This is a genomic window from Lysobacter sp. FW306-1B-D06B (assembly GCF_038446665.1).
In the GTDB taxonomy this organism is placed as follows: domain Bacteria; phylum Pseudomonadota; class Gammaproteobacteria; order Xanthomonadales; family Xanthomonadaceae; genus Lysobacter_J.
In genome coordinates this window covers 2,311,416-2,328,591 of the sequence record NZ_CP151802.1, presented here as the reverse complement: position 1 = coordinate 2,328,591, position 17,176 = coordinate 2,311,416, and the positions used below count along the sequence as shown (strand labels likewise).

15 protein-coding genes, 1 tRNA gene and 1 pseudogene are annotated in these 17,176 nt (G+C 67.3%); 5 read left to right on the top strand and 12 right to left on the bottom strand.

Annotated features, from left to right (window positions below; genetic code table 11):
• The first annotated feature begins 99 nt into the window (after window positions 1-99).
• The 3 genes from purU to AAFF32_RS10745 all read left to right on the top strand — a co-directional run bounded on the left by purU (window position 100) and on the right by AAFF32_RS10745 (window position 1,977).
• Window positions 100-951: a formyltetrahydrofolate deformylase gene (gene purU, locus AAFF32_RS10755; protein ID WP_216958629.1), complete on the top strand. Its 852-nt coding sequence runs from the start codon at window positions 100-102 to the stop codon at window positions 949-951.
• 50 nt (window positions 952-1,001) lie between these two features.
• Window positions 1,002-1,445, top strand: a complete 444-nt coding sequence (locus AAFF32_RS10750; RefSeq protein WP_342315180.1) for a hypothetical protein — start codon at window positions 1,002-1,004, stop codon at window positions 1,443-1,445.
• Between the two features lie 70 nt (window positions 1,446-1,515).
• The gene (locus tag AAFF32_RS10745) at window positions 1,516-1,977 is read left to right on the top strand and encodes a hypothetical protein (RefSeq protein WP_342315179.1); all 462 of its coding nucleotides are present in this window, start codon (window positions 1,516-1,518) and stop codon (window positions 1,975-1,977) included.
• 9 nt (window positions 1,978-1,986) lie between these two features.
• Here the strand turns inward: AAFF32_RS10745 and radA are convergent, their stop codons facing one another.
• The 9 genes and pseudogenes from radA to murJ form a co-directional block, all read right to left on the bottom strand.
• Window positions 1,987-3,393 (bottom strand): DNA repair protein RadA, encoded by a 1,407-nt coding sequence (gene radA / locus AAFF32_RS10740; protein WP_342315178.1) that lies wholly within the window; start codon window positions 3,391-3,393, stop codon window positions 1,987-1,989.
• Between the two features lie 78 nt (window positions 3,394-3,471).
• Window positions 3,472-3,759, bottom strand: a complete 288-nt coding sequence (locus tag AAFF32_RS10735; protein WP_216958640.1) for a hypothetical protein — start codon at window positions 3,757-3,759, stop codon at window positions 3,472-3,474.
• Window positions 3,760-4,124: 365 nt separating this feature from the next.
• Window positions 4,125-4,616, bottom strand: a pseudogene (locus AAFF32_RS10730) (pyridoxamine 5'-phosphate oxidase family protein); the annotation flags it as partial.
• Between the two features lie 133 nt (window positions 4,617-4,749).
• A tRNA-Thr gene (locus tag AAFF32_RS10725) sits at window positions 4,750-4,825 on the bottom strand.
• Window positions 4,826-4,938: 113 nt separating this feature from the next.
• Window positions 4,939-5,889 (bottom strand): 4-hydroxy-3-methylbut-2-enyl diphosphate reductase, encoded by a 951-nt coding sequence (gene ispH / locus AAFF32_RS10720; protein ID WP_216958645.1) that lies wholly within the window; start codon window positions 5,887-5,889, stop codon window positions 4,939-4,941.
• 9 nt (window positions 5,890-5,898) lie between these two features.
• Window positions 5,899-6,405 (bottom strand): signal peptidase II, encoded by a 507-nt coding sequence (lspA, locus tag AAFF32_RS10715; RefSeq protein ID WP_216958647.1) that lies wholly within the window; start codon window positions 6,403-6,405, stop codon window positions 5,899-5,901.
• Window positions 6,405-9,278 carry an isoleucine--tRNA ligase gene (gene ileS / locus AAFF32_RS10710; protein ID WP_216958650.1) on the bottom strand — a complete coding sequence of 958 codons (2,874 nt, stop codon included), beginning with the start codon at window positions 9,276-9,278 and terminating at the stop codon, window positions 6,405-6,407. The genes lspA and ileS overlap by 1 nt, the downstream gene beginning before the upstream one ends.
• A 6-nt stretch (window positions 9,279-9,284) precedes the next feature.
• Window positions 9,285-10,301, bottom strand: a complete 1,017-nt coding sequence (locus AAFF32_RS10705; RefSeq protein WP_342315177.1) for a bifunctional riboflavin kinase/FAD synthetase — start codon at window positions 10,299-10,301, stop codon at window positions 9,285-9,287.
• Window positions 10,302-10,370: 69 nt separating this feature from the next.
• Complete coding sequence (gene murJ / locus AAFF32_RS10700) at window positions 10,371-11,960, bottom strand: murein biosynthesis integral membrane protein MurJ (protein WP_216961741.1); 1,590 nt, start codon at window positions 11,958-11,960, stop codon at window positions 10,371-10,373.
• Between the two features lie 136 nt (window positions 11,961-12,096).
• Here murJ and rpsT point away from each other — a divergent pair, with 136 nt between their 5' ends.
• Entirely contained in the window at window positions 12,097-12,366 is a 270-nt protein-coding gene (gene rpsT / locus AAFF32_RS10695; protein WP_216958655.1) for a 30S ribosomal protein S20, read from the top strand.
• A gap of 139 nt (window positions 12,367-12,505) precedes the next feature.
• On the opposite strand, the gene obgE is transcribed toward rpsT, so the two are convergent.
• From obgE to rplU, 3 genes are all read right to left on the bottom strand, one after another.
• Entirely contained in the window at window positions 12,506-13,579 is a 1,074-nt protein-coding gene (gene obgE / locus AAFF32_RS10690; protein WP_216958658.1) for a GTPase ObgE, read from the bottom strand.
• Window positions 13,580-13,756: 177 nt separating this feature from the next.
• Window positions 13,757-14,014 carry a 50S ribosomal protein L27 gene (rpmA, locus tag AAFF32_RS10685; RefSeq protein ID WP_216958661.1) on the bottom strand — a complete coding sequence of 86 codons (258 nt, stop codon included), beginning with the start codon at window positions 14,012-14,014 and terminating at the stop codon, window positions 13,757-13,759.
• Between the two features lie 14 nt (window positions 14,015-14,028).
• Entirely contained in the window at window positions 14,029-14,337 is a 309-nt protein-coding gene (gene rplU / locus AAFF32_RS10680) for a 50S ribosomal protein L21 (protein WP_137833398.1), read from the bottom strand.
• 659 nt (window positions 14,338-14,996) lie between these two features.
• On the opposite strand from rplU, the gene AAFF32_RS10675 reads away from it, so the two are divergent.
• Window positions 14,997-17,075: a S8 family peptidase gene (locus tag AAFF32_RS10675; protein ID WP_216958664.1), complete on the top strand. Its 2,079-nt coding sequence runs from the start codon at window positions 14,997-14,999 to the stop codon at window positions 17,073-17,075.
• Window positions 17,076-17,176: the final 101 nt, after the last annotated feature.

Sequence of the window (17,176 nt, the reverse complement as noted above, 5' to 3'; positions counted from 1 at the left end):
ATCGAAGGAAAGGGCCGGGAAACCGGCCCTTTTCGTTTCGCGGGCCGGGCCGGCTCGCGCATTGCGTTGTAACGAGCATCCGATCGCGTCAGCGCCTCGATGCCTCACTACGTCCTCACCCTCTCCTGCCCCGACCGTCCCGGCATCGTCAACGCCGTGACCGGGCACCTGCTTCGGTACGAGGGCAACATCCTCGAAGCGCAGCAATACAACGACCGGGAAACCGACCGCTTCTTCATGCGCACGGTGTTCGCGCTGGCGGCCGGATCCATCGCCGAAGTGCGCGATGGCTTCGACTCGCTAGCCCGGGCCTTCCGCATGGAATGGTCGCTGCGCGATCGCGACGTGCCGCGCCGCGTGATGCTGCTGGCGTCGAAGTTCGACCATTGTCTGGCAGACGTGCTCTATCGCTGGCGCATCGGCGAACTGCCGATGGAGATCACCGCCGTCGTCGCCAACCATCCGCGCGAGACGTATCGGCACCTGGACTTCGACGGCATTCCCTTTCATCACCTTGCGGTCGAAAAGGGACGCAAGCACGAGCAGGAGGCGGCCCTGTCCGCGCTCATCGACCAGACCGGCACGGAACTGGTCGTGCTCGCGCGCTACATGCAGGTGCTCTCCTGCGATCTGGCGAAGAAGCTCACCGGGCGCTGCATCAACATCCACCACTCCTTCCTGCCGGGCTTCAAGGGCGCGCGTCCGTACCACCAGGCGCACGCGCGCGGAGTGAAGCTGATCGGGGCGACCGCGCATTTCGTCACCGCCGACCTGGACGAGGGCCCGATCATCGAGCAGGACACGCAGCGCGTCAGTCATCACGACACACCCGACGACCTGGTCCGGATCGGACGCGACATCGAGCGGCGTGTACTGGCGCAGGCGCTGCGTTATTGGCTGGACGACCGCATCCTGCTCAACGGCCATCGCACGGTTGTGTTCGCGGTGTGAAGGCCTGGGCGTTCAAATTTCGGACACGCCCGCGCGAGTAAGTTCGGGGCATGGCTGCCGTCCGCTGGATCCTGCTGATTTGGCTGGGCACCGTCGTTCTCTCGACGTTCCTGGTCAGCTGGGTGGTGCTGTGGCACCGCCTGGCCTTGCAGCGCGAGGCCTGGCGATTGCAGTCGGCGTTCGACGCCCTGAGTTTCGATACGCCCCAAGGTCCGGTGTGCGGCGATGCGCTCACCGTGGTGAAGATCGCCTACCAACTGGACAATCACGCCGCTTCACCGCGCGCGCCGGTGGGATACGAGGAGCCGTGGGATTCGCTGTGGTATGCCGCGGGTCCGGGGCCGAGTTATTTCGTCGCCATCTGCAGCACCGACGTGCGCGATCACGCACCGCACTGGTGCGTGCGTGCCTTGGACGAGCCGCGCATGCGCGCGGCTATCAGCGGCGACCGGCATGCGGAAATGCTCGCCTTCGGCGAGGCGATCGAAGCCTGAGAGGATCGACCACTCCGGCGCGCGTGACTAGAATCGCCCGCTACGCCGCAGGACGCGGCTGGGGGATGTCATGGGGTACCGGCTTTCGGGGAAGGTGGTGTTCGTCCTGCATCTGATGGCGCTGGCGCTGATCAGCGCGGCGTTCACCAACATCGGCGGCAGCGGCTGGCTTCCGCCGGTGCTGTGGTTGATCGCCGCCTGGTTGCAATGGATGCTGACCACGCCCGGTGCGATGCGCGACATCGTGGGCGGACGCAGAATGCGCCTGCACAGGAACGTGGAGCAGAACGGCTGGGAGCATTGGGGCCATGCGCGCCGCCGCGACTGGGACCGCAAGGGCCGACAGTCTCGGATCTTCCTGCACATCGGATGTTTCGCGATCGCGCTGTTCTTCTTCGCCCAAGACCACGGGACGCGCTGGGGCGCGGCGCTGCTTGCGACTGCGTTTTCGCTGGGCGTGGAAATCGGATTCCGCGCGTTCATGACCGGCGACGCGTCGCAGTGGCGGCGCTACACGCGACGCTCGTCCTGACGCGAGGGCTCAGGCGCGTTCCAGCGCGTCCGCCAGTCGCTCCACACCGATCACTTCCATCTCGCCCACGCGACCGCTCCTGGGCGCGTTCGACTTGGGCACGATGGCGCGCTTGAAGCCGTGCGTGGCGGCTTCCTTCAGGCGTTCCTCGCCGTTGGGAACAGGCCGGATCTCTCCCGACAGACCGACTTCGCCGAACGCCACCGTCTGTTCGGCCAACGGCCGATCGCGCAACGAAGACAGCACCGCCAACAGCACGGGAAGATCCGCCGCCGTTTCCTGCACGCGGATGCCGCCGACCACATTCACGAACACGTCCTGGTCGCCCACGCCGATGCCGCCGTGGCGATGCAGCACCGCCAGCAGCATCGCCAGGCGGTTGCCCTCCATGCCGACCGCGACGCGGCGCGGGTTCGACAGCGGCGAGGCATCGACCAGCGCCTGCACTTCCACCAGCAACGGGCGCGTGCCTTCGCGCGTGACCATCACGCAGCTGCCCGGCTGCGGGCGTTCGCTGCCGGAGAGGAAGATCGCCGACGGGTTGGGCACTTCGCGCAGGCCCTTCTCGCCCATCGCGAACACGCCCAGTTCGTTGACCGCGCCGAAGCGGTTCTTGAACGCACGCAGCACGCGGAAGCGGCTGCCGCTTTCGCCTTCGAAATACAGCACGGCGTCGACCATGTGCTCGAGCACGCGCGGGCCGGCGATCCCGCCCTCCTTGGTAACGTGACCGACCAGGAACACGGCGGTGCCGGTTTCCTTGGCATAGCGCACCAGGCGCGCGGCGCTTTCGCGCACCTGGCTCACCGAGCCGGGCGCGGCGCTCAGTTCCTCCGTCCACAGCGTCTGCACGGAGTCGGCGACGATCAGGCCCGGCTTCATCTTCGCGGCGTGTTCGAGCACGCGTTCCACGCCGGTTTCCGCCAGTGCGTGCACGCCGTCCACCGGCACGCCCAGGCGCGAGGCGCGACCGGCCACCTGCGCCAGCGATTCCTCGCCAGTGACGTACAGGCCCGGCAGCGTTCCGGCCATCTTGCTGATCGCCTGCAACAGCAGCGTCGATTTGCCGATGCCCGGGTCGCCACCCACCAGCACCACCGAACCGTGCACCAGGCCACCGCCGAGCACGCGGTCGAACTCGCCGATGCCGGTGCTGACACGGTCTTCTTCGCTGTGGCGAACGTCCTTGAGCGCAGTGACGGCCGGCGCGTCGGCCTTGCCGGCCCAGCTGCCACGCCGGCTCGCGGCGACGCTCGCGCCCGCCTTGGCGGCGGGCTCCACGACGAACTCGCTCAGCGTGTTCCAGGCGCCGCACTCACCGCACTGGCCCTGCCACTTGTTGTGGTCGGCGCCGCACTCCGAGCAGACGTACGCGGTGCGGGCTTTGCTGCTGAGGGACTTCGCGGGTTTGGACATGAACGGCGGCGTGGCGAACGGATTGCCCGCACTCTACCCGGCCCGCGTCGCGGAAAGCGAGACGCGGGCGATGCGCGCTCAGGCGGCGTGGCGCAGGTGGAACTCGGGATAGAACGCGCTCAGTTCGCCTTCCGGCAGACCCAGCAGGCCGCCCACGTCGCCCTGCGGGACGATGCTGTAACCGCGCGCATCGATGTCCTTGGCGATGCCCTGCCAATCCAGACGCGGGGCGGCGCTTTCGCTGTCGACGGTCCAGCCGAAGCGGACCTCGCCCAGCACCGCCATTTCCTCATCGGGAAGCGGCGCGCCGCACGGCGCCACCACGAAACCTTCTTCCTGCCCCACCACGAAGACGTCCATTCGCATGCTCAACACCCTGTCATGCCCCTTCCGAAAAACTGGCGGCATGGTGGCGATCGCCGCGCTAAAAATCGGTGAACGCGAGATTGCGATGAGATGAAACGTTCAGGCGCGCGGGGTCGTGATGGAAGATTCATGCACGATGTGCTTGAGCACGAGGCGCGTGCGAGTCATTGCACGGCCAGTCAGCCGGAGGCGCTGCGCGTTCGCTTCGCTGCCGCCTTGCGTGCGGGCTTTGCCGTCTTCTTCGCGGCGCGCGTGGCGGAGGACTTGCGCGCGGCCTTCTTCGGCGCCTTCGCCGCGGCGCTGCGCGCGCCGCGCGGGGCGTCGGCGTGCGAGGGCGGCAAACGCTTGCGCGGGCGCTTGGCGGTGAGGTCGACGATGCGGTTCTCGCCCATCACCTCTTCCTTCTTCGTCACCCGCGCGATGAGGAAGCTGACCGCCTTGCCGATCCAGGTGCCCGGGCCGTCCCAGTATTCGACCGAATGAACGTCCACCTCCAGCAGCGTGAGGTTGGGATCGTTCCGGCCCTTGGGGAAGAACGCCTTCATCGCATCGTTCCACAGGGCATCGATGACGGCCTGCTCGCGGTTCACGCTCGCGGTACCGGTCATGGAGATGTAGACGTTCTTGCTCTTGGACGCGTAGGCGAGGTTCACCTTGGGATGGCGGCGGATCTCGGCGACCTTCGGGCTGTCGGCCTGGGTGAAGAACCACACGCGCCGTCCGTCGAACTGCGCATGCTGCGTGGACAACGGCCGGCTCATGAGGAAGCCGCCCTTGCCCGTCGTCGTCAGCATGGCGATGTCGATCTTCTTCAGCAGCGCGCCGATGCGCTTCACGTTCTCGTCGATACCGGCCATCGCTCCACTCCTCGGGGAAAGCCGTGACTGTTTCACCGAAGGTGCCGCGCACGCGTGAAGGGCGCATTCTTTACGCGCTCACGACGGGCCAAAAAAGAAGCCCCGCCGAAGCGGGGCTCAAAATAACGAAAACTGGTGCCGGAAATAGGAATCGAACCTACGACCTACGCATTACGAATGCGCCGCTCTACCAACTGAGCTATTCCGGCGGGTGTCTTTGCGGGATTCCGGCCTGGCCGCTCGGGCCGGGCGGCGGAGATTTCCGCGAGCCCGGAATTCTAGGCGCCCGCCCGTTCCCGGTCAATCGGCGCCACCGCCCCGGTCAATCGACCAGTTGCAGACGCAGCTCCTTGGGCAGCGCGAAGACCATGTCCTCCGGCTCGCCGTCGAGTTCGGACACATGCGCCGCGCCCAGTTCGCGCAGGCGGTCGATCACGCCGCGCACCAGCACCTCCGGCGCGGACGCGCCGGCGGTGACGCCGATGCGCTGGCGGCCGGTGACCCAGGACGGGTTGATCTCGATCGCGCCGTCGATCAGGTAGGCCTCCACGCCTTCGCGCTCGGCCAGCTCGCGCAGGCGGTTGGAGTTGGAGCTGTTGACCGAACCGACCACCAGCACCAGGTCGCAGCGCGCGGCCAGTTCGCGCACGGCGTCCTGGCGGTTCTGCGTGGCGTAGCAGATGTCGTCGTTCTTCGGGCCTTGCAGGGCCGGGAACTTGGCGCGCAGCGCCTCGATCACGCCACGGGTGTCGTCGACCGAGAGCGTGGTCTGGGTCGTATAGGCGACATTCTCGGGCTGGTCGATCTCCAGCGCGGCGACGTCGTCGTTGTCCTCGACCAGGTAAATGCGGCCGGAACCCGCCTCGCGACGCCACTGGCCCATCGTGCCCTCGACTTCGGGGTGGCCCTCGTGGCCGATCAGGACGACATCGCGACCGGCGCGGCAGTGACGCGCCACTTCCAGATGCACCTTCGTCACCAGCGGACAGGTCGCGTCGAACACCTTGAGGCCGCGACGCTCGGCTTCTTCGCGCACGGCCTTGGCCACGCCGTGGGCGCTGAAGATCACCGTGGCGTTGTCCGGCACCTCGTCGAGCTCCTCGACGAAGATCGCGCCACGGTGCTTGAGGTCGTCCACGACGAAGCGGTTGTGCACCACTTCGTGGCGCACGTAGATGGGCGCGCCGAGCGTCTCGATGGCGCGCTTGACGATCTCGATGGCGCGGTCGACGCCGGCGCAGAAACCGCGGGGATTGGCGAGCAGGACGTCCATGGCGGCAGTTTACCGGGCCGGGCCGGCGGCCGGCGCCGGTTTCGTGAACAGGCCGAACAGCGCGATGCCGATGGCGCCGGCCACGATCGCCGCGTCGGCCAGGTTGAACGAAGGCCAGTAGTAATCGCGCCAGTGCCACTGGATGAAGTCCACGACGTGGCCGTGCATCAGCCGGTCGATCACGTTACCCAGGGCGCCGCCGATCACCAGCGCATACGGCAGCGCGCTCTTCCAGTCGCGCCGCGGCGTGCGGCTCAGCCACCAGCCCAGCAGGCCGCTGATGGCCACGGCCAGCACGACGAAGAAGTACTTCTGCCAGCCGCCGGCATCGCTGAGGAAGCTGAATGCCGCACCGGTGTTGTAGGTGCGGTACCAGTTCCAGACGCCCTCGATCACCGGGACCGCGGTGTATTCCGGCAACGAGTTCAGCACCCACAGCTTGGTCAGCTGGTCGAGCACAATCACCAGGACGGAGACCGCCAGCCAGGGCAACGCATTGGGACGCACCGGAGCCATCAGAACCACTCCCGGTTCTCGCCGGCACCGGCGACGTTGACGACGCAACGTCCGCACAGTTCCGGATGCGCGGCATCGCCGCCGACGTCCGCCCGGTACTGCCAGCAGCGCACGCACTTGGTTTTGGTGGTCGGCGTGGCGAGGACGGCGATGTCCTTGATGCCGTCGTCGGCGATCACCTCGACATCGCCGCTGATGAACAGGAAGCGCAGTTCATCGGCGAACGGTGCCAGCCAGTTTTGGTCGGCGACACCGGCCTTGAGGCTGATTTCGGCTTCCAGCGCCGCGCCGATGTCGCCGGCGGCGCGCATCGGTTCCAGCGTCTTGCTGACTTCCTCGCGCAGCGCGAGCAGACGTTCGAAATCATCCGCGGCCAGCGGCGCGTCCTCGGGGAGCAGCGCCAGGCCGTCGTACCAGGTGGCGAACAGGACGTTCTCCTCACGCGGGCCGTGCTCGGTCTGCGTCGGCAGGTGGCGCCACATCTCGTCGGCGGTGAAGGCCAGGATCGGCGCGATCCAGCGCACGAACGCCTCGGCGATGCGGTACATCGCGCTCTGCGCCGAACGACGGCCGCGCGAGTCTTCCTGCATCGTGTAGAGACGATCCTTCGTGACGTCCAGATACAGCGAGCCCAGGTCGACCGAGCAGAAGTTCGACAGTGCCTGCACGATCTCGGCGAAGTCGTAGCGCTCGTACGCGCTGGCGATGCGGTCCTGCAACTCGGCGGCGCGGTGCACGATCCAGCGGTCCAGCGCGACCATGTCTTCCAGCGGACGCAGGTGCGTCTTCGGCTCGAAGCCGTTGAGGTTCGCCAGCAGGAAGCGCGCGGTGTTGCGGATGCGGCGGTAGACGTCGGAGTTGCGCTTGAGGATGTTGTCCGACACCGACATCTCGTTGCGGTAGTCGGTGGAGGCGATCCACAGGCGCAGCACGTCGGCGCCCATCGCGTTGATGACCTTCTGCGGCTCGACCGTGTTGCCGACCGACTTGGACATCTTCTTGCCCTGCTCGTCCACGGCGAAGCCGTGCGTCAGCACCTGGCGGTACGGCGCGACACCGTCCATCGCCACGCCGGTGAGCAGCGCGCTGTGGAACCAGCCGCGATGCTGATCGGAGCCTTCCAGGTACAGATCGGCCGGCTTGTACAGGCCATCGAGCGGACGCTGCGCAAGCACGCATTCGTGGCTGACGCCGGAGTCGAACCAGACGTCGAGGATGTCGGTGACCTTCTCGTATTGCGCGGCTTCATCGCCGAGCAGTTCTTCGGCGGTCATCGCGTACCAGGCATCGGCGCCGGCCTGTTCGACCTTCGTGGCGACCTGGCGCATCAACTCCGGCGAACGCGGGTGGATCTCGCCCGTTTCGCGATGGAAGAACAGCGCGATCGGCACGCCCCAGTAGCGCTGGCGCGAGATCGTCCAGTCCGGGCGGCCTTCGATCATGTTGTAGATGCGCGCCTCGCCCCACTCCGGAACCCAGGCGACTTTGCCGATCTCGCCCAGCGCATCGCGGCGCAAGCCGGCCTGCTCCATCGAGATGAACCACTGCGGCGTCGCGCGGAACACCACTGGCGTCTTGTGGCGCCAGCAGTGCGGGTAGCTGTGCTTGATCGTGTGGAAGGCGAGCAGGTGCCCGCTGGCGCGAACCACGTCGACCAGCATCGGGTTCGCCTTCCAGATATGCACGCCGGCCAGCACGATGCCGTCCGCCGGCGGCGTCGACGGCAGGTACGCGCCGCGTCCGTCGACCGGATTGATCTGCCCGGCGCTGTAGCGATCGGTCAGGCCGTACTTCAGGCCGACCGCGTAGTCCTCCTGGCCGTGGCCCGGCGCGGTGTGGACCATGCCGGTGCCGTCCTCGGCCGACACGTGGTCGCCGACCAGCACCGGGATGTCGCGCTCGGCATAGAACGGATGCTCGAGCACCACGCCCTCCAGCGCGCTGCCCAGCGCGCGGCCGAGCACGACGACCTCGTCGACGCCGTAACGCGCCAGCGCCTTGCCGGCCAGCGCTTCGGCCAGCACCAGCACACGGCGGCTGCCGTCGGCCGTGCGCGGGCCTTCGACCAGCACGTAGTCCAGTTCCGGGCCGACGCTGATCGCCAGGCTCGCCGGCAGCGTCCACGGCGTCGTCGTCCAGATCGGCATCGCCACGCGCACGCCGTCATCGACCGCCGCGCCGAACAGGCGCGCCAGCGCGTGCGGGTCGCGCGCGTCGTAGGCGACATCGATCGCCGGGGATTCCTTGTCGGCGTATTCGATCTCCGCCTCGGCCAGCGCCGAACCGCAATCGAAGCACCAGTGCACCGGCTTGGCGCCGCGCACCAGGTGGCCGCGCTCCACGATCTTCGCCAGCGACCGCATGATGTCGGCCTCGTAGCGGAAATCCATCGTGCGGTATGGGTTGTCCCAGTCGCCGACCACGCCCAGGCGCTTGAAATCGCGGCGCTGCAGGTCGATCTGCTCGGCGGCGTATTCGCGGCACTTCTGCCGGAACGCGGCGGCGTCGAGTTTCTCGCCGACCTTGCCGAACTTCTTCTCGACCTGGTGCTCGATCGGCAAGCCGTGGCAATCCCAACCCGGCACGTACGGCGCGTCGAAGCCGGCGAGCAGCTTGGACTTCACCACGATGTCCTTGAGCACCTTGTTGACCGCGTGGCCGATGTGGATCGCGCCATTGGCGTATGGCGGTCCGTCGTGCAGCACGAAGCTGCGCTCGCGCGTGCCGACCTTCTCGCGGATTCGCGCGTACAGGCCCTCGTCTTCCCAGCGTGCGAGCGTTTCCGGCTCGCGCTTGGGCAGGTCGCCGCGCATCGGGAACTCCGTCGCGGGCAGGTTCAGGGTGGCTTTGTACTGGTTCGGGTCTTGGCTCACGGGAACCTATCGCTGTGCTGCTGTCTGGGGGGACTCCGCACTCGTTCGTGCGGGCTCGTGTGCGGCGGCGGAACTGGCGGGAACGCCGAGGATCGCGCGCGCCTGCACGGCGTCACGGTGCATCTGCGCGGTCAATGACGGCAGATCGGAGAACTTCAGTTCGTCGCGCAATTTGGCGACGAACTCGACCTCGATGCGGCGGCCGTAGAGGTCGCCGTCGAAATCGAACAGATGGGCTTCCAGCAGCGGCTCTACGCCGTCCACCGTCGGCCGCGTGCCCAGGCTGGACACCGAGGCATGAGGATGTTCGCCCACGCCGTGCACCCAGGTCGCGTAGATGCCCGACAAAGCAGGCGTGCGACCGCCGAAGCGCAGGTTGGCCGTGGGAAAGCCGAGCGTACGGCCGAGCTGCTTGCCCGGCACGACGTGGCCGCCGATCGCGTACGGCCGGCCGAGGAAGCGCGCGGCCGTGGCGAAATCGCCCGCGCGCAGCGCCTCGCGGATACGCGTGGCGGAGACGCGTTCGCCATCGAGCAGAACGGGTTCGATCTCGCCCGCGACGAAGCCGTGCTCCTGCCCCATCGCGCGCAGCAGCGCGATGTCGCCTGCGCGCGCCTTGCCGAAGCGGAACTCCGGGCCGACCCACACTTCACGCGCGGACAGACGATGCACGAGCACCGCGCGCACGAACTCCTCGGCAGTGAGGCTGCTCAGGCGCCGATCGAAACGCAGCAGGCCGAGCTGGTCCACGCCCATGGCACCGGCGCTCGTCGAAAGCAGACGCTCGGCCTTGGCACGCGGCAGCATCAGGCGCGGCGGTGGGTCGTTGGGTGCGAAGAACTCACGCGGCAGTGGTTCGAAACTCAGCACCACGCACGGCACGCCGAGCGCGCGCGCACGATCCCGCGCGTGGCGCACCAGCGCCTGGTGGCCCAGGTGCAGGCCGTCGAATGCGCCGATGCAGACCACACTGCCGTGCGGGCACCGGGGCCCGCCCTCGACGTCTCGAAACAGCCTGCTCATTGCCCTGAAGTATAGCCGCGAAGGCCCGTCTCCAAGGCTCGCCGTATGGTTCCTGCCCGACATGGTCCGTCAGTGCTCGCGAAGATCGCGCGGGCGGAACCCGAGCGCCAGCAGCGCCAGCACATAGACCAGGCCACCGCCGCAGACCAACACCGCCAGGTACCCCACCCGCGCCAGCTTGCCGATGACGGTGAAATCCGGCGCCCAGATCAGGCCAGCCCACAACGCCGCCGCCATCGCCGCGCATGCGACGAGCAACCGCATCGTGTAGCGCATCCAGCCGGGCTGACGCTGGTACACACCGGCCTTGCGCAGCCAGTGCCACAGCAGCGCGAGGTTGAGGTAGCTCGCCGCGGCGCTGGCGAAGCCCAGCGCGAGGTGCAAGCCGGGCGTCTGCTCCAGCGCGACCATCACGCCGCGCGCGCGCACTTCCGGCGTCGTCCACAGCAGGTACAGCACCCACAGGAAGACGACATTGAGCACCATGTTGGCGATCAGCGACGCCACGCCCGCACGCACCGGCGTGCGCGTGTCCTGGCGCGAATAGAACGCCGGCAGCACGATCTTCACCAGCGCGAAAGCCGGCAGACCGAAGCTCAGGCCGAACACCGACATCGCCGCCATGCGCGTGTCGAACGCGGTGAACTTGCCGCCCTGGAACAGCGTCGCCACCAGCGGCTCGGCCAGGAACATCAGGCCCAGCATCGCCGGCATCGAGATCAGCAGCGTAGTGCGCAGGCCCCAGTCGAGCGCCTTCGAAAAACCCTCTGCGTCGGTCTTGACGTGGTGCCGCGACAACGCCGGCAGGATCACCGTGCCCAGCGCCACGCCGAAGACGCCCAGCGGCAGCTCGAGGAAGCGATCGGCCTGCGACAGCCAGGTCTGCGAACCGACGAACAGCAGCGACGCGATGACGGTGTCGAGCAACAGATTGATCTGCGCCACCGAGGAACCGAACAGCGTCGGCACCATCAGGCGCATCACCTTGCGCACGTCCGGGTGGCTCCAGCCCCACTTCGGCAGCGTCAACAGATTGAGCTTGCGCAGCGCCGGCAACTGGAACACCAGCTGCGCGATGCCGCCCGCCAGCACCGCCCAGCCCAGCGCCAGGATCGGCACCTCCAGGTGGGGGGCCAGCCACAACGCGCCGGCGATCATGAACAGATTGAGGATCACCGGCGTAAAGGCCGGCAGCCCGAACCGGTGGAAGCTGTTGAGCGCGCCGCCGGACAGCGCCGTCAGCGACACGAACAGGATGAAGGGGAACGTCAGCCGCAGCAGGTCGACCGTGAGGCCGAACTTGGCCGGATCGTCGAGCGCACCCGGGCTGAAGATCGCCGCGATCTGCGGGGTGAAGATCAGGCCCAGCGCGGTCAGGACCAGCAACATGCCGCCCAGCGTGCCGGACACCCGCGCCACCAGTTCGCGCAGGTCCTGCGGGCGGGTTTCCTTGATCTCCGTGAAAACGGGCACGAACGCCGTCGAAAACGAGCCTTCCGCGAACAGGCGCCGCATGAAGTTCGGAATACGGAACGCCACCCAGAACGCGTCCGTGCCGGCATTGGCACCGAAGGCGTGGTTGATGGCGATGTCGCGGACCAGGCCCAGGACCCGCGACACCATGGTCATGCTGCTGAAGGAGAGCAGCCCCCTGATCATTCTCGGCGCGGTCACGCGCATTCTCCCTGTACGTTGTCCCACGCCTTATGGTTGACGCAACCCACTGAATCCTCCATACTTTCTGGTCTGATTGTCCCCAGACCCACTTTCACTTACCAGTTTCCAGGAATTCGCCGTGGCTAACATCAAGTCCGCCAAGAAGCGCGCCAAGCAGACCGTGGTCCGCAATGCCCGCAACGCCAGCCAGCGTTCGATGCTGCGTACCGCCGTCAAGAAGGTGCTCAAGGCCCTGGGCGAGAACGACGCCGCCGGCGCCGAAGCCGCCTTCGTCGTCGCGCAGCCGATCCTCGATCGCTTCAGCTCGCGTGGCCTGATCCACAAGAACAAGGCTGCCCGCCACAAGGCTCGCCTGAACGCCCGCATCAAGGCCCTCAAGGCCGCCTGATACGGCGTCACGGGGACGGGAGTCCACGGCAAGGCGCCTCGCGGCGCCCTCGCCTGCCGACAGGCTCCGGGCGGCAACGCTCCAGGCAGCAAACAAAAACCCGGCCGATGCCGGGTTTTTTGTTGCCTGCGCGACGGCCTCAGGGGACTGCATCATGGTCCTCGCCCGCGCGCTGGGCTTCCAGCGCGTCTTCGCGCTGGCGGTCGAAGAAGGCCATCACGTCGAGCATGATCGGCCAGGTGCCTTCGCGGCTGATGGCCGACACCATGTACCAGCGATCCTTCCAGCCCAGCTCGTCGATGACGGCCTGCGCCGCAGCCTTCTGCTCTTCTTCCAGCAGCAGGTCGGCCTTGTTGAGCACGAGCCAGCGCGGCTTGTCGAGCAGTTCGGGATCGTGCTTTTCCAGCTCGCGCTCGATCGCACGCACCTGCTCGGCCGGGCTCACGCCCTCCACGCCACCCTCCATCGGCGCGATGTCGACCAGGTGCAGCAGCAAGCGGGTGCGCTGCAGATGCTTGAGGAACTGCGTGCCCAGGCCCGCGCCATCGGCCGCACCTTCGATCAGCCCCGGGATGTCGGCGATGACGAAGCTGCGATGCGCCTCGACGCTGACGACACCAAGGTTCGGATAGAGCGTGGTGAACGGATAGTCGGCCACCTTCGGCGTCGCCGCCGAAACGGCGCGGATCAGCGTGCTCTTGCCGGCGTTCGGAAAACCCAGCAGGCCCACGTCCGCAAGCAGCTTGAGTTCGAGCTTGAGCGCGCGCTCTTCGCCCGGCAGGCCCGGCAGCGCCTTGCGCGGCGAGCGGTTCACCGAGCTCTTGAAATGCATGTTGCCCAGGCCGCCCTTGCCACCCTTGGCGACCAGCAGGCGCTCACCGTGACGGGTGAGATCACCGATGACCTCGTCGGTTTCGACATTGGTGATCACGGTGCCGACCGGCACGGTGATGACGAGATCGTCGCCGGCCTTGCCGTACATCTGCCGACCCATGCCGTTCTCGCCGCGCTTGGCGCGGAACTGGCGCTGGTGGCGGAAGTCGACGAGCGTGTTGAGGTTTTCGTCGGCCAGCAGCCATACGCTGCCGCCATCGCCGCCGTCACCGCCGTCGGGGCCACCGAGCGGAATGAACTTCTCGCGACGGAAACCAACGCAGCCGTTGCCGCCGTTGCCTGCGCTGACCTGGATTTCGGCTTCGTCGACGAGTTTCATGGGGCTGGGATTCGCGATTCGGGATTGGGGATTCGATAAAGCAGGAGCAGCGGGGGATTCTAGCGATGCATCGAGACGGGGCGTTCTAGCGAATCCCGAATCTCAAATCACGAATCCCATCGCTTGAAACGAAAAGCCCCGCCGAAGCGGGGCCCCTCGCGCACTGCGTGTCGACGATTACTCGGCGACGACGCTGACGGTGCGGCGCTTCTTCGGGCCCTTGGTCGAGAACTCGACCTTGCCGTCGACCAGCGCGAACAGGGTGTGGTCGCGGCCGAGACCGACGCCGGAACCCGCGTGGAACTGGGTGCCGCGCTGGCGGACGATGATGTTGCCGGCCTCGATGGCCTGGCCGCCGTACATCTTCACGCCGAGGTACTTCGGGTTGGAGTCGCGGCCGTTACGGGTGGAACCTACGCCCTTTTTGTGTGCCATGGCTGCTTCTCCTCTTAGCCGGCGATGCCGGTGATTTCGATTTCGGTGTAATGCTGACGGTGGCCCATCTGCTTGCGATGGTGCTTGCGGCGACGGAACTTCACGATGCGCACCTTGTCGGCGCGGCCGTGGCCGATGACCTTGGCGGAGACGGTGGCGCCCTTGAGCGCGTCGCCGACCTTCACGCCATCGCTGCCGCCCAGCATCAGGACGTTGTCCAGCTTGATCTCGCTGCCGACTTCGACATCGAGCAGCTCGACGCGCAGGGTTTCGCCCTGCATCACGCGGTATTGCTTACCGCCGGTGACTACAACTGCGTACATGACCAGATTCCTCTGTAGTTATTTTGGTCGCTGTCGCACCCAGAACCGGGCGGACAGAAGCGGAATTCTAGGGCTTTCAGCGGGTTGGAGCAAGTCTGCCCGGGTCCAATCGGATCGGGCCGGGCGCTTTGGACCGACTCCCGGGGAGACGCCCCTCGCCGCCTTCCGGCTCGGAACCGCGACCCTCGGCACACTTTGCCCCGCATTCAGCAATGTATTGATTCTAAAGGATTAACCGCTCCTCTTGCGCGGTTCCGATGGTTCCACTACGGTCGGCCGACGTGGATGGCTACAGGGCGTCGTCCACGTCCCAGCCAACTGGATTGGCCTGCGCCCGCGCGCGGGTCGGGGAGCGGTCGCTGTGTTCGAGTCAGCCCTGATGTCGCAGGAAGCGCGTCTTCCCGTCCGCTCGGACGAGACTTTTTCCCGGGCCACACCGCCCCCCCCCACCCTCGTCCTGAGCCGGCGCGTCACGCACGCGGCCGTCGCCTCATTTCGCCTTTTCGATCCACGTGCTCGCGCACGGCGTCCGGATGACGCCGCACGTGCGCACGCCCCCAGTCGCGCGATGGCACCTGCCCGTCGCGGACGCGCACCCGGCGCCGCTCAGGGGGAGGCACCGGGCGTTCCTGCAGCAGCCAACAACAAAGGACGTTGTCATGACTCGCAAAGCACGCACCCTGAAGTGGACCGCTCTCGCCGTCGCCACCGCGATCCTCGTCGCGCCCGCGGCCTACTCGGGCGGAAAGCTCCCCGTCGCCAACAAGGTCAAGGTTTCCACCCTCTCCCCGCAGGCCGCCAAGGCCGCCAAGAAACAGCCGCAGCAGTTCGATCGCTTCATCATCACCTACCGCTCCGACGCCAAGCGGCTTAGCGCCGCTGCGTCGAACCAGCAGCTCGCCAGCGCCGCGCAGAACCTCGGCCTGGGCATCGCGCCGCTGCGCACGCTGGCGACGGGCAGCTCGCTGATCCGCACCGACCGCAAGCTCGACAGCGCCGCGACCAAGGCGCTGATGATCGAACTGATGAAGGACCCGGCCGTGCTCGCGGTCGAACCCGATCGCCTGCGCAAGCCGCTGATGGTGCCCAACGATCCGCTGTACGCGCAGCAGTGGCACTACAAGAACGGCCCGGGCGGCATCAACGCCGAACCGGCGTGGGACATCGCGACGGGCGATGGCGTCGTGGTCGCCGTGCTCGACACCGGCAGCACGCCGCATTCGGAGTTGAACGGCCAGTACGTGGCCGGCTACGACTTCATCATCGACACCGAAGTCAGCGTGGACGGCGACGGCCGCGACGCGGACCCGAACGATCCGGGCGACTGGCACGACGGCGAGTGCAACATCTTCGGCATCCCCGAGGACAGCAGCTGGCACGGCACGCACGTGGCCGGCACCGTCGCTGCGGCGACCAACAACAACGCGGGCGTGGCCGGCGTGGCGTTCGGCGCGAAGGTGCAGCCCGTGCGCGTGCTGGGCAAGTGCGGCGGTTACGAGTCCGACATCATCGACGCGGTGACGTGGGCGTCCGGCGGCACCGTGGCGGGCGTGCCGGCGAACGCGACGCCGGCGGAAGTCATCAACCTCAGCCTCGGCGGCAGCGGCGCGTGCAGCGTGGCCGAACAGGCGGCGTATACCGCGGCGAAGGGCCGTGGCACGACGGTCGTCGTCTCCGCGGGCAACTCTTCCGCCGACGCAGCGGGCTTCTCGCCCGCAAGCTGCAACGACGTCATCACCGTGTCTTCGGTCGGTCCGACCGGCGCACTGTCGGGCTTCTCCAACTACGGCAACGTGGTCGACGTCGCGGCGCCCGGCGGTTCGGGCGTCGCACCGGCGGCGGACAACATCCTGTCGACGCTGAACTTGGGCCTGCAGGGCCAGGAAGGTGAAGGCTACGCCTGGTACGCGGGCACCTCGATGTCGGCACCGCACGTCTCGGGCACGATCGCGTTGATGCAGTCCGCGGCCGCCACGCCGAAGACGCCGGACCAGATCAAGAAGATCCTGGAGAACACCGCCTACGCATCCGGCGGCTTCCCCAGCGGCTGCAGCTACAACAAGTACTGCGGCGCCGGCATCATCGACGCGCGCTACGCCGTGGCCGTGGCCAAGGGCACCGAGCCGCTGCCGCCGGACGTCCCGCCGCCGCCGGCGCCGCCGCCGGCCATTCCGCTCAGCAACGGCGTCACCGTCACCGGCATCACCGTGCTGGCCGGCGACACCATCCGCTATGAGCTGCTGGTGCCCAACGGCGCATCCAACCTGCTGTTCGCCATGTACGGCGGCACGGGCGATGCGGACCTGTACGTGCGTCGCGGCGCCGAGCCGACGACCACCGCGTACGACTGCCGTCCGTTCAGCGCCGGCAACGCCGAGAACTGCTTCTTCCCGGCCCCGCAGGGCGGCAAGTGGTACGTGTGGGTTCGCGGCTTCAGCAACGCCTCGGGCGTGTCGCTGTATCCGAGCTTCGTCGATGCCAACTGGCCGCGTTCGGTGGAAGCCGAAGCCATCCAGCTGGCCAACCACCGCACCCAGGTCACGCTGGACTGGACGCACGGCAAGAAGAACATCGACATTTACCGCAACGGCGCCATCCTCAAGACCGTGAAGAACAAGGGCACCGCCACCGATACGTTCCGCATCATCGGCAGCGGCACCATGAGCTACAAGCTCTGCAACAACGGTACGCAGGAATGCGCGGATCCGGTGGAGATCGAGTACGCCTCGCACAAGTGATCCGGCCGTCAGCGGATTGAAGGTGCAGCAAACGGGAGGAGCCCGGTACGCCGGGCCCTTCCTCCCCACGATTCCGGCCCGGCGTCCGGGCCGTTCCCCCA

Bases quoted from the DNA above. Each gene is read 5' to 3' on its own strand.
- rpmA (WP_216958661.1), bottom strand. From the start codon at position 14,014: ATGGCACACAAAAAGGGCGTAGGTTCCACCCGTAACGGCCGCGACTCC.
- AAFF32_RS10750 (WP_342315180.1), top strand. From the start codon at position 1,002: ATGGCTGCCGTCCGCTGGATCCTGCTGATTTGGCTGGGCACCGTCGTT.
- AAFF32_RS10705 (WP_342315177.1), bottom strand. From the start codon at position 10,301: ATGAGCAGGCTGTTTCGAGACGTCGAGGGCGGGCCCCGGTGCCCGCAC.
- obgE (WP_216958658.1), bottom strand. From the start codon at position 13,579: ATGAAACTCGTCGACGAAGCCGAAATCCAGGTCAGCGCAGGCAACGGC.
- AAFF32_RS10675 (WP_216958664.1), top strand. From the start codon at position 14,997: ATGACTCGCAAAGCACGCACCCTGAAGTGGACCGCTCTCGCCGTCGCC.
- AAFF32_RS10745 (WP_342315179.1), top strand. From the start codon at position 1,516: ATGGGGTACCGGCTTTCGGGGAAGGTGGTGTTCGTCCTGCATCTGATG.
- murJ (WP_216961741.1), bottom strand. From the start codon at position 11,960: ATGATCAGGGGGCTGCTCTCCTTCAGCAGCATGACCATGGTGTCGCGG.
- rplU (WP_137833398.1), bottom strand. From the start codon at position 14,337: ATGTACGCAGTTGTAGTCACCGGCGGTAAGCAATACCGCGTGATGCAG.
- purU (WP_216958629.1), top strand. From the start codon at position 100: ATGCCTCACTACGTCCTCACCCTCTCCTGCCCCGACCGTCCCGGCATC.
- radA (WP_342315178.1), bottom strand. From the start codon at position 3,393: ATGTCCAAACCCGCGAAGTCCCTCAGCAGCAAAGCCCGCACCGCGTAC.
- ispH (WP_216958645.1), bottom strand. From the start codon at position 5,889: ATGGACGTCCTGCTCGCCAATCCCCGCGGTTTCTGCGCCGGCGTCGAC.
- AAFF32_RS10735 (WP_216958640.1), bottom strand. From the start codon at position 3,759: ATGCGAATGGACGTCTTCGTGGTGGGGCAGGAAGAAGGTTTCGTGGTG.
- lspA (WP_216958647.1), bottom strand. From the start codon at position 6,405: ATGGCTCCGGTGCGTCCCAATGCGTTGCCCTGGCTGGCGGTCTCCGTC.